Origin of the sequence: Streptomyces sp. NBC_01351, from assembly GCF_036237315.1 — a bacterium.
GTDB lineage: Bacteria > Actinomycetota > Actinomycetes > Streptomycetales > Streptomycetaceae > Streptomyces.
Genome location: NZ_CP108356.1, coordinates 7,668,046 through 7,680,480, shown reverse-complemented (window position 1 = coordinate 7,680,480; position 12,435 = coordinate 7,668,046). Strand labels below are relative to the sequence as shown.

Genomic DNA, 12,435 nt, shown 5'->3' with positions numbered 1-12,435 from the left:
ATACGCAGATCGAAGGAAGTCCCGCCAATCCGGGACGCTATCGCAGAGTGCAGAGCGACGTGCTGTCGGCAACACCGCCCGGCGTCGGCTCGGTACGAGCCGGTCTGCCCTCGTCCTGTCACCCAGGACTGGAGGGCGGCGGTCTTCTCATTCACCTACCTCGCAAGGCAAGGCAGAGATGGCACGCACCACCCGTCGGTCCTCCCGGCAGTCCTCCCCGTCCTCCGGGGAGCGGACGCATCCCGTCGACGAGCTGCTGCCGGTCCCGCAGCTCGCGCTGTACGGCTTCCAGCACCTCCTCGCGTTCTACGCGGCGGCCGTCATCGTCCCCGTCCTGGTCGGGAACGCGCTCGGACTCTCGCACCAGGAGCTCGTCCACCTCATCAACGCGGACCTCCTGACCTGCGGTATCGCCACGATCATCCAGGCCCTCGGGGTCTGGCGGGTCGGCGCTCGGCTGCCCCTGGTCCAGGGCGTCACCTTCACCGCGGTCTCCCCCATGATCGCCATCGGGACGGGGGCGGGCGGCGGTACGGCGGGCCTGCTCGTCGTCTACGGAGCGGTGATCACGGCGGGCATCGCCACCTTCGCGTTCGCGCCGCTGTTCAGCAAGCTCGTGAAGTACTTCCCGCCGGTCGTCATCGGCACGATCCTCACGATCATCGGCATCACCCTCATACCCGTGGCCCTGCAGGACGCCGCGGGCGGCGCGCACCTGATCGGCACCCCCGCCTACGGGGACCCGAAGAACCTCGCGTACGCGCTGGGCACGCTGCTCTTCATCCTCTCGATGGTCCGGATCGGCAAGCCGTTCCTGTCCAGCCTCGCCGTCCTGCTCGGACTCCTCGTCGGCACGGCGGTCGCGTGGGCCTTCGGCGACGTGGACCTCTCGGCGGTGCGGGAGAGCGACTGGTTCGGGGTCACCACCCCCTTCCACTACGGAATGCCGCGCTTCGAGCTACTGCCGATCATCGCGATGCTCGTCGTCATGCTGATCACCATGGTGGAGACCACCGGCGACGTCTACGCCATCGGGGAGATCACCCGCAAGGAGGTCGACGCCGACACCGTCGCGAGGGCGCTGCGCGCCGACGGGGCGGCGACGGTCCTCGGCGGTGTCCTCAACTCGTTCCCGTACGTGGCCTTCGCCGAGAACATCGGCATCGTGCGCATGTCCAAGGTCATGAGCCGGTACGTGGTCGTCGCGGCGGGGGTGTTCATGGTCGTACTGGGGCTGCTGCCGAAGGCGGGCAGCCTGGTCGCCTCGATCCCGCATCCGGTGCTGGGCGGGGCCGCGATTTCCATGTTCGGCATCGTCGCCGCGGTCGGGGTCCAGATCCTGGGCAAGGTCGACCTGCGGGAGGAGCGCAACACCCTGATCCTGGCGGTCAGTCTGGGCGCGGCCCTGCTGCCGACGACGGTCGCGCCGTTCTTCGAGCGGATGCCGGACGACGTGCGGGCCGTGCTCGACAGCGGGATCACCCTGGGCGCCCTCACCGCCATCACGCTGAACCTGCTCTTCAACGTCTTCACCAGCCGCACCACGATGGAGATCGACTGGGACGACATCGGAGAACCCGCCCGCTGAGGCGCTCCACGCCGGCGGCCGCGCGCCGGGACGTCGTCCCGGCACGCGGCACCTGACGCTCAGCTCCCTGCGGGGAACGGCGACGCCTCGCCCGCCTCGCCGATCAACTCCCAGAAGTGGTCGACGAGTCCGCGCAGGAAGGCGGCCCGCTCGGCCGCTATCTCCTTGAGCCGGGCGTCGTCGTTGCGGGCGACCAGGTGGCCCATGTACCGCTCCGAGAAACCGGAGAACTCGGCGTGCATCGTCCGCAGCGCGTCGCCCACGCTGGTCTCGTCGACGACGACGATCTCCGCCACCGGCTCGACGTACGTCTTCCAGCGCCCGCCCACGGCCGACCGCAGACACTCCTCCAGCTCCTCGACCCGGCCCAGGATCCCGACGAGCCCCCTCAAGGACAGCCCGAGGGCCTCCACCAGCACCCGGGTCTGCCGGGCGTCCCCGTACCACTGCCGCGCGTCCTCGGCCTCGCGGTAGTCGGTCGGGTCCATGCCTATGCGGTACGCCAGCCGCTCCACGGTGAGTTGGCGGGCCAGCCGGTGCTCGGCCAGCGTGCGCGGCACGACACCCATGAGGGTGGTGGTGTCGCACCACAGGACGGCGGCCAGCGAGAAGAGCTGCCGGTCCGTGGGCACGTGGGAGCCGTGTTCCCACGCGAGGACGAACTGGGGGTGGACGGGGACGCCGCAGGCCGCCATGGAGTGGGCCACCTGTTCGGCGGTCAGACCCATGCGCGCTCGCGCGGATCTGGCCTCGGCGGGGGAGAACGGAGTGCTGTACACGTACGAGACACCTCGCAGCACCCTCGGGCGCGGCGGCGCGCGAGGGGAGACGGATTGATGGATGAACACCAAGCGCGGGCACACTAACAGATGTTCGGCAGGGTGGAACCGTCAATTCGCCTTGCATTCAAAGGCCACGCTCAGGCGGGGCCTCCCGGCTCAAAGCCCGCGAGCATCTGCTCCAGCGCGGCCTGGTCGGGCCCCACGAAGGGGGCGATCCCCGGCATCGCGGCGAGGGCGTCGACGAACCGCCCGGTCAGGCCGAGGGCCGGCGGCAGGTGGGTGCTCAGGATGGTCTCCGGGTCCATGGAGCGCAGCGGCTCCACGGTGGCGAGGAAGCGGTCCGGGTCCACCAACTGCAGCCAGGGGCTGTCCACACTGGCCCAGAACCTCTGGGCGGACGTCACGTCCTCGGCCGGCACCCCGGAGACGTCGGGGGCCGTGGCGACGTTCGCGGTGGGCATCGGGCCGCCGAAGCAGTCGGAACTGAAGCAGGTCCGGGAGCGCTCGTCGTAGAAGCCGACGGTGGCCGGGTTGTCGAACAGCGGCGGCCGGAAGGCGTGCAGGGTCCGGTCGCCCACGTCCAGGCTCTGGCCGGGGTTGAGGAAGTACACCCGGTCCATGGGCAGCGGCCGCTCGGTCGACATGATCCCGACGCCCAGGAAGGTGGTGACCAGGCGGGCCTCGGGTGCGGCTTCGAGCAGCTCGAAGAGGCCGCCGGTGTGGTCTCGGTCCGGGTGGGTCAGCCAGATCCACCGCACGTCGGCGGGATCGATCACCGAACCGAGCGTGTCGAGGAAGTCCCGGTCGGGCAGACCGAGGCCGGTGTCGACGACGACGGGCTGCTCGGCGTGCAGGACGAAGGCGTTGACCGGGATGAAGCCGACTCCCGGCACCTCAAGGCAATCCGCGAGAACAGTGGTGTCGGGGCCGATCTTGTGGGTGCTCATGACGCTCTCCACGATTCTGCGGGGACAGGCTGTCCTTCCATGGTGGCGCCCACGGGTTGCGGGCGCGCGCGGAAGGCGGTAGCGCCCCGCGCGGCTCATGAGGCCCGCCCCGCAGCTCACGAGCCCGCCCCGCGGGTCACGGGCCCGCCCCGCGGGTCATGGGACCGCCTCGCGGTTCAGGGCAGGCGGACGCCTCGGGCCGTGATCCAGAGCTCGTACCACTCCTCGTGCGTGAGGTCCGGCTCGCGCGTCGCCGCGTCTCGGCAGGCGCGGATCCGGTCCGGGCGCACGGTGCCGATGACCGGCGCGATGGCGGCGGGATGCCGGGCCAGCCACCACAGCAGCACCGACTCGGGGGTGGTGCCCTTGCGCCGGGCGAGGTCGGCGAGGAGCACGGCGGTGGCCTGCTCGGCGGGGGTCTGCTGGAGGCCGGTGAACCGGCCCTGCGCGAGCGCGCCCCAGGCCTGGAGGCGGATGCCGTGGTCGCGGCAGTGCTCCAGCGTGCCGAGCGGGAAGCCGTTGCCCGTGGAGTGGGGGGTGTTGAGCAGCACGCCTGCCTCGACCCAGTCGCGGCTGTGCAGGCTCATCTCCAGCTGGTTCGCCACGAGCGGTACGTCGAGCCGGGCCTGGAGGTGTGCGATCTGCGGGGCGCCCATGTTGGAGACGCCGAAGTTCCGTACGAGGCCCTGCCTGTGCAGGGAGGTGAGGGCCGACGCGATCTCGTCCGGGTCGGCCAGCGGGTCGGGGCGGTGCAGCAGGAGCACGTCGAGGACGTCGGTCCGCAGCCGGGTCAGGCTCTCCTCGACGCGGCGCGTGATGGTCTCGCCGCGCAGGTCGTACATTCCCGGCCGGTCGTCCTCGGCCCGCCGGATCCCGCACTTGGTCTGGAGGGTGATGCGTTCGCGCAGTCTCGGCGTCCGGGCGAGCACCTCGCCGAACACGGCCTCGGACTTGCCGCCGCGGTAGATGTCGGCGTGGTCGAAGGCGGTGATCCCGCTGTCCAGGGCGGCGACGATCGCCGCCTCGGCCGTATCGATGTCGGCGGGGCCGTACGGTTCGGGCTCCCAGCTCCCGCCCAGCCCCATGCACCCGTACAGCACCCGCTCGCCCGCACCCACGTTCGTCGTCACGGCCCCCACCCTAGGGCCTGCCTTTCGGGGTCAGGCCGGGCCCTGGGAGGGGGCGTCCGTGATCCGTTCGTAGGCCGCGTCGGCCGGCACTGCGCGGCCCCGGGCGAACTCCGCGTCGAACCGCTCGCCGCCCAGGGCCTCTCGGGCGGTGGTCGTCGTACGGTCCACATCGGCGCGCTCCGCCGGCGGCAGCGGGGCGCCGGTCGAGCGGCGGGCCGCGTCCGCCGCGCCGAGGAGGGCCGCCGCGGCGGCCGGGCGGCCGGCGGGGGCGAGGGCCCCGGCGAGCCCCTCCAGGGCCAGGGCCAGGGCCCGCGGGTCCCCCGTGGTGCGGGCGATCGTGAGGCCCTGCTCCTGGAGGGCGAGGGCGCCTTCGGTGTCGCCGCCGAGCTGGGCGATGTGGCCCAGCTCGGCCAGGATCAGGGCGTTGGCCCCGTCGAGGCCCACGCTGCGGTGCCACTCCAGGACCCGGCGCATGTGCCGCTCGGCGGCGGGGAGGTCTCCCGCGCGGCGGGCGCCGAGTCCGAGGCCCAGTTCGGCGTTGATCTCGCCTGCGGTGAAGCCCTGTTCGGCCGCCGTGCGCCGGGAGCGTTCGTGCAGGTCGCGGGCGGCGTCGAGGTCGCCGGTGAGGAGGGCGCTGCGGCCGAGGCCGGAGAGCAGGTCGGCGGCCTGCGTGGCCAGGCCGAGGCTCTCCGCGGTCTCCAGCCCCTCGCGCTGGAGACGGGCGGCCTCGGTGTAGTCGCCGTGGATCTCGGCGAAGGAGGCCAGCGGGTAGACGGTCCACAACCGTGCGGCGCCGTCGCCCTCCCCTCGGAACAGCTCGGCGCTGCGGGCTCCGTCGCGGGCGGCGCCCGCGAGGTCTCCCCCGAGGAGGAGCTGGACGGAGCGGTCCGCGAGGGCCGCGGCGGTTCCCCAGCGGTCGTCCAGGGCGAGGAAGCCTTCGAGCGCCTGCTCGGTGAGGTGCCGGCCGCCGACCGGATCGCCGGTCACGCTCAGGGTGTGGGCCAGGAACCAGCGCGCCCACGCGAGGCCGGCCCGGTCGCCGGAGGATTCGTAGGCGTCGAGTGCCGTACGGATACGGGCCGTTCGGCCGGCCCCCTCCCCCGCCATGACGGCGAAGCCGGTGTGCCAGACGGCCGCCCGGGCGCGCAGCTCGGCCGGGACCTCGCCGGGGGCGGCGAGCGCCGCGCGGAGCGCGCGTTCGCCCTCGCCGAGGCGGCCCCGCAGGATCCGGTACCAGGCCAGGGCGCAGGCCAGGCGCAGCGCGGCCGCCGCGTCCCCGGTGGCGCGGGCCTGGTCGAGGGCGTGGTCGAGGGCGGCGCGCTGGTTCGCGCCCTCGACGTCGAGCCGCTCCAGCCAGCTGCTCTGGGCGGCCGTGCGCAGCCGGGGTGCGCCCTGTTCGGCGAGATCGAGGTGGTGGGCCAGGTGCCGGTCCCGGGCGGCCCGCGACTCGCCTGCCTCGTCGAGGCGTTCGGCGCAGTACGCGGCCACGGACTCCAGCAGCCGGTAGCGCGGGCCGGCCGGGCCGGGGGCCGGCGCGACCAGGGAGCGGTCGACGAGGCGGACCAGCAGGTCGAGCACGTCGGCGGGGTCCACGCCGTCGCCCGCGCAGACCTCTTCGGCGGCTTCGAGGGTGCAGCCCTCGGCGTGCACGGCCAGGCGGCGCAGCACGGCCTGCTCGGGGGCGGTGAGCAGGTGCCAGCTCCAGTCGATCACGGCGCGCAGGGTCTGCTGGCGGGCGGGCGCCCCGCGCTGTCCGGAGGCGAGGAGGCGGAAGCGGTCGCCGAGGCGCTCCAGGAGGCGTTCGACGCCGAGGGCGCGGACCCGGGTCGCGGCGAGTTCGAGGGCGAGGGGGATGCCGTCGAGGCGGCGGCATACGGCCTCGACGGTGCCACGGTTGGCGTCCGTGAGGGCGAAGCCGGGGGCGGTGGCCGTGGCGCGCGCCGTGAACAGTTCGACGGCTGCGCCGAGTTCGAGGGCGGGTACGTTCCACAGCGTCTCGCCGGCCAGCGCCAGGGGTTCCTGGCTGGTCGTCAGGATCCGCAGTCCGGGGGCGGTGCGCAGCAGGATCTCCACGAGGGCCGCCACCTCGTCGACGACGTGCTCGCAGTTGTCCAGTACGAGGAGCAGTTCGCGCTCGCGCACCGCCCCGGCCAGACGTTCGGCGGAGCCGGGACGCCGCGCGTCGGGGGGCGCGCCCCAGACGGCGTCGTCGCGGATCCCGAGGGCGGCGGCGGTCGCCTCGGCCACCTCGCCCTTGGATCCGGCGAGTTCGACCAGCCACACCCCGTCGGGGAACGTACCGGTGAGCCCGGCGGCGCTCTCCACGGCGAGCCGGGTCTTGCCCACCCCGCCGGGGCCGGTGAGGGTGACCAGGCGCCGGGTGGCGGCGAGTTCGCGTACGGCGGCCACCGCGCGGTCCCGGCCGACCAGGGTGGACAGCGCGGCGGGCAGGTTCGTACGGGCCGCGTGCTGCACGGAGTTCGTCGGGGGCCCGGGCACCGGCCGAGCGGCGGTCGGGGCCTCCAGCCCGGGGTCCTGGGTGAGGATGGCCCGTTGCAAGGCGACGAGGGCGGGGCTGGGGTCCAGGCCAAGGTCGTCCGCGAGGCGGGTGCGCAGGTCCTCGTAGCCCGCCAGCGCCTCGCTCTGCCGGCCCGCCCGGTACAGGGCGCTCAGGTGCACGGCGCGCAGTCGCTCCCGCAACGGATGCCGCTCGACGAGTTCGGCGAGCTCGCCGACGAGGAGGGCGTGTTCGCCGAGTTCGAGCCTGGCTTCGGCGTGTTCCTCCCGCACGACCAGGCGTTCCTCCTCCAGCCGGTTGGCCGCGGCCCGGGTGAAGGGCTCCTCGGCGAAGTCGGCGAAGGCCGGGCCCCGCCACACGGCGAGGGCTTCGGCGTACAGGGCCGCCCGTACGCCGGGGTCGGAGCTCGCGCGGGCCCTGGCCGCCAGGGCGGCGAAGGCGGCCGAGTCCACGGCGTCCCGGGGGGCGGCCAGGACGTAGCCGGGGGCGCGGGTGGCGACCAGGTCGCGGGCGCCGGGCTCGGCCTCGTCCAGGACGCGGCGCAGCTGGGAGACCTTCGCCTGAAGGGCCCTCAGGGGGTTGCCGGGCTGCTCCTCGCCCCACAGGTCGTCGATCAGCCGGTGTGCGGAGACGGGCCGCCCCGCCTCGACGAGCAGCGAGGCCAGCAGGGTGCGCACCTTCAGCTCGGGGACCCGTACGGATATCCCCTCGGCCGTCCACACGCTCAGCTGCCCCAGCACTCCGAATCGCATGGCGCCACCGTAACCCGCACCCCGAACGGGGGCGTAACACAACCCGAACCGGGTCCGAGCCGGATCCGATGCGCCGCGCCGCAGGCTTCATCACATCGAAGCACCACCCCGAACACGGAGAACGAGGAGCCCATCATGGGAAAGCTCAACGGCAAGACGGCACTGGTCACCGGTTCGAGCCGCGGCATCGGGCGCGCCATCGCCCTGGCGCTCGCCGCGGAGGGCGCGCGGGTCGCCGTGCACTACGCGGGGAACGAGGCCGCGGCGAAGGAGACGGTCGGCACGATCGAGGCGGCGGGCGGCCGGGCGTTCGCGATCCGCGCCGAACTGGGCCTGCCCGGTGACGCGCAGGCGCTGTGGGCGGCCTTCGACGAGCACGCCGACGGGGTGGACATCCTGGTCAACAACGCCGGCATCGCCGGCCCCGGCCTGATCCACGAGGTCGCGGAGGCCGACTACGACAAGGTCTTCGCGGTCAATGCCAAGGCCCCCTTCTTCATCATCCAGAAGGGGCTGGAGCGGCTGCGCGACGGGGGCCGCATCATCAACGTCTCCTCCGGTGTCACGAAGGTCGCCTTCCCCGGCATGACCTCGTACGCCGCCAGCAAGGGAGCCGTCGAAGTGCTGACGTTGACCCTCGCCCGGACGCTCGGCTCCCGCGGGATCACGGTCAACGCGGTCTCGCCCGGCACCGTCGAGACCGACATCCACCCGTGGCTGGCCGATCCGGCGGCCAGGGCGCACGCCGCTTCCTTCTCGGTCTTCGACCGGGTCGGGCAGCCCGCCGACGTCGCCGACGTGGTCTCCTTCCTCGCCTCGGACGACGCGCGCTGGATCACCGGCCAGAACATCGACGTCAGCGGCGGCTCCGGCCTCGGCATCTGACGCCCCTCACCGCTCCCGTTCCTTCCCTCCCTTCCCTTCCGGGCTGCCGAACGCCCCGCCCGCCACCCCGCCTTGGAGGCCTCCGTGTCCCGCACCCTGCTCGTCCTGGCCCACCCCCGGTCCGACTCCCTCACGGCCCAGGTCGCCGACCGCACCCGCCGGCTGCTGGAGGCCGCGGGTGGCACCGTGGACGTGCTCGACCTGTACGCGGAGGGCTTCGACCCGCGGCTGACCCCGGCCGACGAACCGGACTGGACGAACCGCGAGAAGGAGTACTCGCCCGAGGTCCGCGCCCACATGCGGCGGATCGAGGCGGCCGACGAGGTGATCGTGGTCTTCCCGGTGTGGTGGTACGCCCCGCCGGCCGTACTGAAGGGCTGGATCGACCGGGTGTGGAACTACGGCTTCGCCTACGGGCGGAGCAAGCCGCGCCTGGCCGGGAAGCGGATGCTGTGGCTGGCCCTGGCGGGCGGGGCGGAGTCGTCCGCGCTCACCGAGGCGCTGGAACTCCAGCTGAAGACCGGTGTCTCGGAGTTCTGCGGGGTAGGCCGCGTCGAGTTCCGGTTCCTGTACGGGACGGAGTTCTCCGGCATCCCGCGCGAGCTGCGGGCCGACCGTGCACGGGAGGTGTTCGCCGAGGCGGAGGCCGCCGTCCGCTCGCTGAGCGAGGCCCCCGCACTGATCTGAACGGGACCACGGACCCGGCAGCCCGCCCCGGAAGGGGCGGGCTGCCGGTCTTTCTCGTAAAACCTGCCCGGCGACGGCCGGAACTGCCCCCGGGAGGGCCTCGGGCAGGCCCTTGGAGGGCCTGGCACACCCACCCGAGAGAGGGAGGATCCCCACCTCGGCCAGAGGTCGCCAGGCAGCCTCCCACGCCTCTCCTGCATGCGCTCCGACCTGGGCTTTTGTATCATCCCCGCATACGATTTCCCCCTCGGGAAAGGGGACTTGATGAACCAGAACGTGGGCCTGAACGGGGACCGCACCATCCGCACGGTGGAGGACGTACTGAGCCTCCTCGACGGGCTGTTCGCGCCGGAGGCCGACCGCTGGACCAGCGGCGGCGCCTCCTGGTGGGACGGCTTCTACGCCGACCGCTCGAAGCCGGTGCCCTTCTTCGTCGCGAAGCCCGACGAGAGCCTGGTCTCGTACCTCGACCGGGGCCTGATCTCCCCGGGCCGCGCCCTCGACATCGGCTGCGGCCCGGGCCGCAACGCCCTGCGGCTCGCCTCCCTCGGCTTCGAGGTCGACGCCGTGGACCTGTCACCGGCGGCCATCACGTGGGCCGAGGAGCGCGCCCGCGAGGCGGGGGCCGACGTGCGCTTCCACTGCGGGGACGCCTTCGCCCTCACCACGGCCGAGTTGAGCGGTCCGTACGACCTGGTCTACGACTCCGGCTGCTTCCACCACCTGCCCCCGCACCGCCGCGTGAGCTACCTCGCCCTGCTCGACAGGGTCCTGGCACCCGGCGGTCACCTCGCCCTGACCTGTTTCGCGGCCGGCGGGATGGGCTCCGAGCTGCCCGACGCCGACTTCTACCGCGCGTCCGGTCTCCAGGGCGGCCTCGCGTACACGCCGGAGTCGCTCCGCTGGATCTTCTCGGACTTCGCGGAGGTGGAGCTGCGCCGGATGCGCGACGAGCCGGCCGAGTCGGCGCTGTTCGGCGAGGACTTCCTCTGGACGGCCCTGTTCCGCCGGCCGGCCGCCCGGCGGTGAAGCCGCTCGCGGACATGACCGAACGCGAGTACTTCGCCACGGTCGGCCGATGCCCCGGCATGTTCGTCGGCACGTCGTCCTTCCACCGCATGACGGCCTTCCTCACCGGCTACGACCAGCACGCGATCCGCCACGGAGGGCCCGGCCTGGCCGGCTGGCACGAGTGGCTGGTCGCCCGCCGCGGCCGCGACTGCAACCACACGTGGGCGGGCCTGGTCCTGCACATCGCCCTCCCCGGCGGGTGGGACAACATGCGGAACCTGCCGCCCGAGGACGAGGAACACGCCCTCGTCGTGCTGTTCCGGCTGCTCGACGAGTTCCTCGCCGAGCGCGACTCCGCGTAGTCCTCGCTGGGACGCGCCGAGCCCGGTCGGCTGGGTGCCGACCGGGCTGGGTCGCGGGTGCTCGGGTGCGTGGCGCGGGTGCGTGGCTCAGGTACGTGGCGCCGGTGCTCAGTGCGTGTCCTGCGGCGCGTCGGCGCCGATCGGGGGGATGTGCCGCAGGAGGACCGCCACCACCACCGCCGTGGCCAGGGCCAGGCCCGCGCTGACCGCCGCCGCCGTGTGGAAGCCGGCGGTGAACGCGTCCCGGGCCGCAGCGAGCAGGTCGTCGCCCAGCGGGCCGGGCAGCGCGGACGCCGCGTCCGCGGCGCCGCCGACCGTCTCCCGGGCGGCTTCCAGGGCCTGTTCCGGTACGCCGGCCGGCGCGGCGGCGGAGACCTCGTCGCGGTAGACGGCGACCGCGACGCTCCCCGTGCCCGCGATGCCGAGGGCCAGGCCGAGGTCGTAGGCGGTCTGCCCGGTGGCCGCCGCCGAACCCGCCTTCTCCGCGGGGGCCGCGCCCACCGCCAGTGCGGTACCGAGCACGCTGATCGGTGCGACGCCCGCCATCACCAGGGTCAGCCCGGCAGCTACGGCCGCGGTGCCCTCGGCCGCCGACAGCGCGAACCCGGATCCCATCACGACCAGGCCGCCCAGGATCACGTACGCGGGCCGCAGCCGTCGGGCCAGCACCGGGGTCAGCTGGGAGCCCGCGACCAGGCCCGCCGCTCCGGGCAGCAGCCACAGGCCGGCCGCGAGCGGGGAGAGGTCCGCGACGGCCAGGAGGTACTGCGGGACGAGGTACTCGATGCCGTTCAGGGCCATCATGCCGAGCAGCAGCGTCAGCAGCGCCCCGGTGAACGCCCGGTCGGCGAAGAGCCGCAGGTCCAGCAGCGGCGCCGCGATCCGGCGCTGTCGCCGTACGAACAGCGTCCCGAACAGCGCGCCGGCGCCGATGGCCGCCACGTACGTGCCCTGCACCCCGAACTCGGCGAGCTTCTTGACCCCGTAGACGACCGGCAGGATGGCCAGCAGGAAGAGCACCACGCTCGGCGCGTCGACGCGGCCGGCGGCCGGGTCCCGGTACTCGGGCAGCAGCCACGGCGCGAACAGCAGGACGGGCAGCATCACTGGTACGCCCAGCAGGAAGACGGAGCCCCACCAGAAGTGGTCGAGCAGCACCCCGCCGATCACCGGCCCCACGGCGATGCCCACCGACAGGGCGGTCACCCACATGGCGATCGCCGTGGCCCGCTGGCGGACGTCGGCGAACATGTGGCTGATGAGCGCGAGGGTCGACGGCAGCACCGCGGCCCCGGCCACCCCGAGCAGGGCCCGCGCCACGATCAGGGTCTGCGGGTTGCCGGCGTAGGCGGCGAGCACCGAGGCCGCCACCACACCCGCCGAACCGGCCAGCAGCAGCCTGCGCCGCCCGAAGCGGTCGCCGAGCCCACCCATGATCACCAGGAATCCGGCCGTCATGAACCCGTACATGTCGGTGGTCCACAGCAGCTCGCTGCTGGAAGGGTGCAGATCGGCCGTCAGGAACGGGGTCGCCAGCCACAGCACCCCGAGGTCCGCGGTCATCAGGGTCACGGGCAGCAGGAGAACGGCGAGGCCGAGCCATTCCCGTACTCCGGCCCTGGCCGGCGAGGTCTTCGAAAGCAGAGTCGTCGAGGTCATGGCCACACCCTCGGCCGGGCCGGCTCGGGTCCGGTTCGGGCCCTGTTACGGCCCCGTTCGGGCCGCCCGCCCGCTCGGCCGAAGCCAACCGCGGACCGTGTACTACCTGGGGAG

The 12,435-nt window shown here is 73.4% G+C and carries 10 protein-coding genes; 5 read left to right on the top strand and 5 right to left on the bottom strand.

Going from position 1 to position 12,435, the window contains the following annotated elements; genetic code table 11:
* Positions 1-178: 178 nt before the first annotated feature.
* On the top strand, positions 179-1,588 hold the full coding sequence (locus OG625_RS35385) for a nucleobase:cation symporter-2 family protein (protein ID WP_329389162.1): 1,410 nt from the start codon (positions 179-181) through the stop codon (positions 1,586-1,588).
* Between the two features lie 59 nt (positions 1,589-1,647).
* On the opposite strand, the gene OG625_RS35380 is transcribed toward OG625_RS35385, so the two are convergent.
* The 4 genes from OG625_RS35380 to OG625_RS35365 form a co-directional block, all read right to left on the bottom strand.
* Positions 1,648-2,367, bottom strand: coding sequence for a helix-turn-helix domain-containing protein (locus tag OG625_RS35380; RefSeq protein ID WP_329389160.1), 720 nt, complete (start codon positions 2,365-2,367; stop codon positions 1,648-1,650).
* 140 nt (positions 2,368-2,507) lie between these two features.
* Positions 2,508-3,317 carry an MBL fold metallo-hydrolase gene (locus OG625_RS35375; RefSeq protein ID WP_329389159.1) on the bottom strand — a complete coding sequence of 270 codons (810 nt, stop codon included), beginning with the start codon at positions 3,315-3,317 and terminating at the stop codon, positions 2,508-2,510.
* Between the two features lie 176 nt (positions 3,318-3,493).
* A complete protein-coding gene (locus OG625_RS35370) occupies positions 3,494-4,447 on the bottom strand; it encodes an aldo/keto reductase (RefSeq protein ID WP_329389157.1) in 954 nt (317 codons plus the stop codon).
* Positions 4,448-4,477: 30 nt separating this feature from the next.
* Complete coding sequence (locus OG625_RS35365; protein WP_329389155.1) at positions 4,478-7,717, bottom strand: BTAD domain-containing putative transcriptional regulator; 3,240 nt, start codon at positions 7,715-7,717, stop codon at positions 4,478-4,480.
* A gap of 135 nt (positions 7,718-7,852) precedes the next feature.
* On the opposite strand from OG625_RS35365, the gene OG625_RS35360 reads away from it, so the two are divergent.
* The 4 genes from OG625_RS35360 to OG625_RS35345 all read left to right on the top strand — a co-directional run bounded on the left by OG625_RS35360 (position 7,853) and on the right by OG625_RS35345 (position 10,662).
* Positions 7,853-8,602 (top strand): SDR family oxidoreductase, encoded by a 750-nt coding sequence (locus OG625_RS35360; protein WP_329389153.1) that lies wholly within the window; start codon positions 7,853-7,855, stop codon positions 8,600-8,602.
* A gap of 84 nt (positions 8,603-8,686) precedes the next feature.
* A complete protein-coding gene (locus OG625_RS35355; protein ID WP_329389151.1) occupies positions 8,687-9,289 on the top strand; it encodes an NAD(P)H oxidoreductase in 603 nt (200 codons plus the stop codon).
* Positions 9,290-9,553: 264 nt separating this feature from the next.
* Positions 9,554-10,318: a class I SAM-dependent methyltransferase gene (locus OG625_RS35350; RefSeq protein ID WP_329389149.1), complete on the top strand. Its 765-nt coding sequence runs from the start codon at positions 9,554-9,556 to the stop codon at positions 10,316-10,318.
* Positions 10,319-10,332: 14 nt separating this feature from the next.
* Positions 10,333-10,662 carry a hypothetical protein gene (locus tag OG625_RS35345; protein WP_329389148.1) on the top strand — a complete coding sequence of 110 codons (330 nt, stop codon included), beginning with the start codon at positions 10,333-10,335 and terminating at the stop codon, positions 10,660-10,662.
* Between the two features lie 108 nt (positions 10,663-10,770).
* Here OG625_RS35345 and OG625_RS35340 read toward each other — a convergent pair whose 3' ends face one another.
* A complete protein-coding gene (locus OG625_RS35340) occupies positions 10,771-12,321 on the bottom strand; it encodes an MFS transporter (RefSeq protein WP_329389146.1) in 1,551 nt (516 codons plus the stop codon).
* Positions 12,322-12,435 lie beyond the last annotated feature (114 nt).

Coding starts and splice junctions, on each gene's coding strand:
- OG625_RS35375 (WP_329389159.1), bottom strand. CDS start 3,317: ATGAGCACCCACAAGATCGGCCCCGACACCACTGTTCTCGCGGATTGC.
- OG625_RS35385 (WP_329389162.1), top strand. CDS start 179: ATGGCACGCACCACCCGTCGGTCCTCCCGGCAGTCCTCCCCGTCCTCC.
- OG625_RS35365 (WP_329389155.1), bottom strand. CDS start 7,717: ATGCGATTCGGAGTGCTGGGGCAGCTGAGCGTGTGGACGGCCGAGGGG.
- OG625_RS35345 (WP_329389148.1), top strand. CDS start 10,333: ATGACCGAACGCGAGTACTTCGCCACGGTCGGCCGATGCCCCGGCATG.
- OG625_RS35360 (WP_329389153.1), top strand. CDS start 7,853: ATGGGAAAGCTCAACGGCAAGACGGCACTGGTCACCGGTTCGAGCCGC.
- OG625_RS35350 (WP_329389149.1), top strand. CDS start 9,554: ATGAACCAGAACGTGGGCCTGAACGGGGACCGCACCATCCGCACGGTG.
- OG625_RS35340 (WP_329389146.1), bottom strand. CDS start 12,321: ATGACCTCGACGACTCTGCTTTCGAAGACCTCGCCGGCCAGGGCCGGA.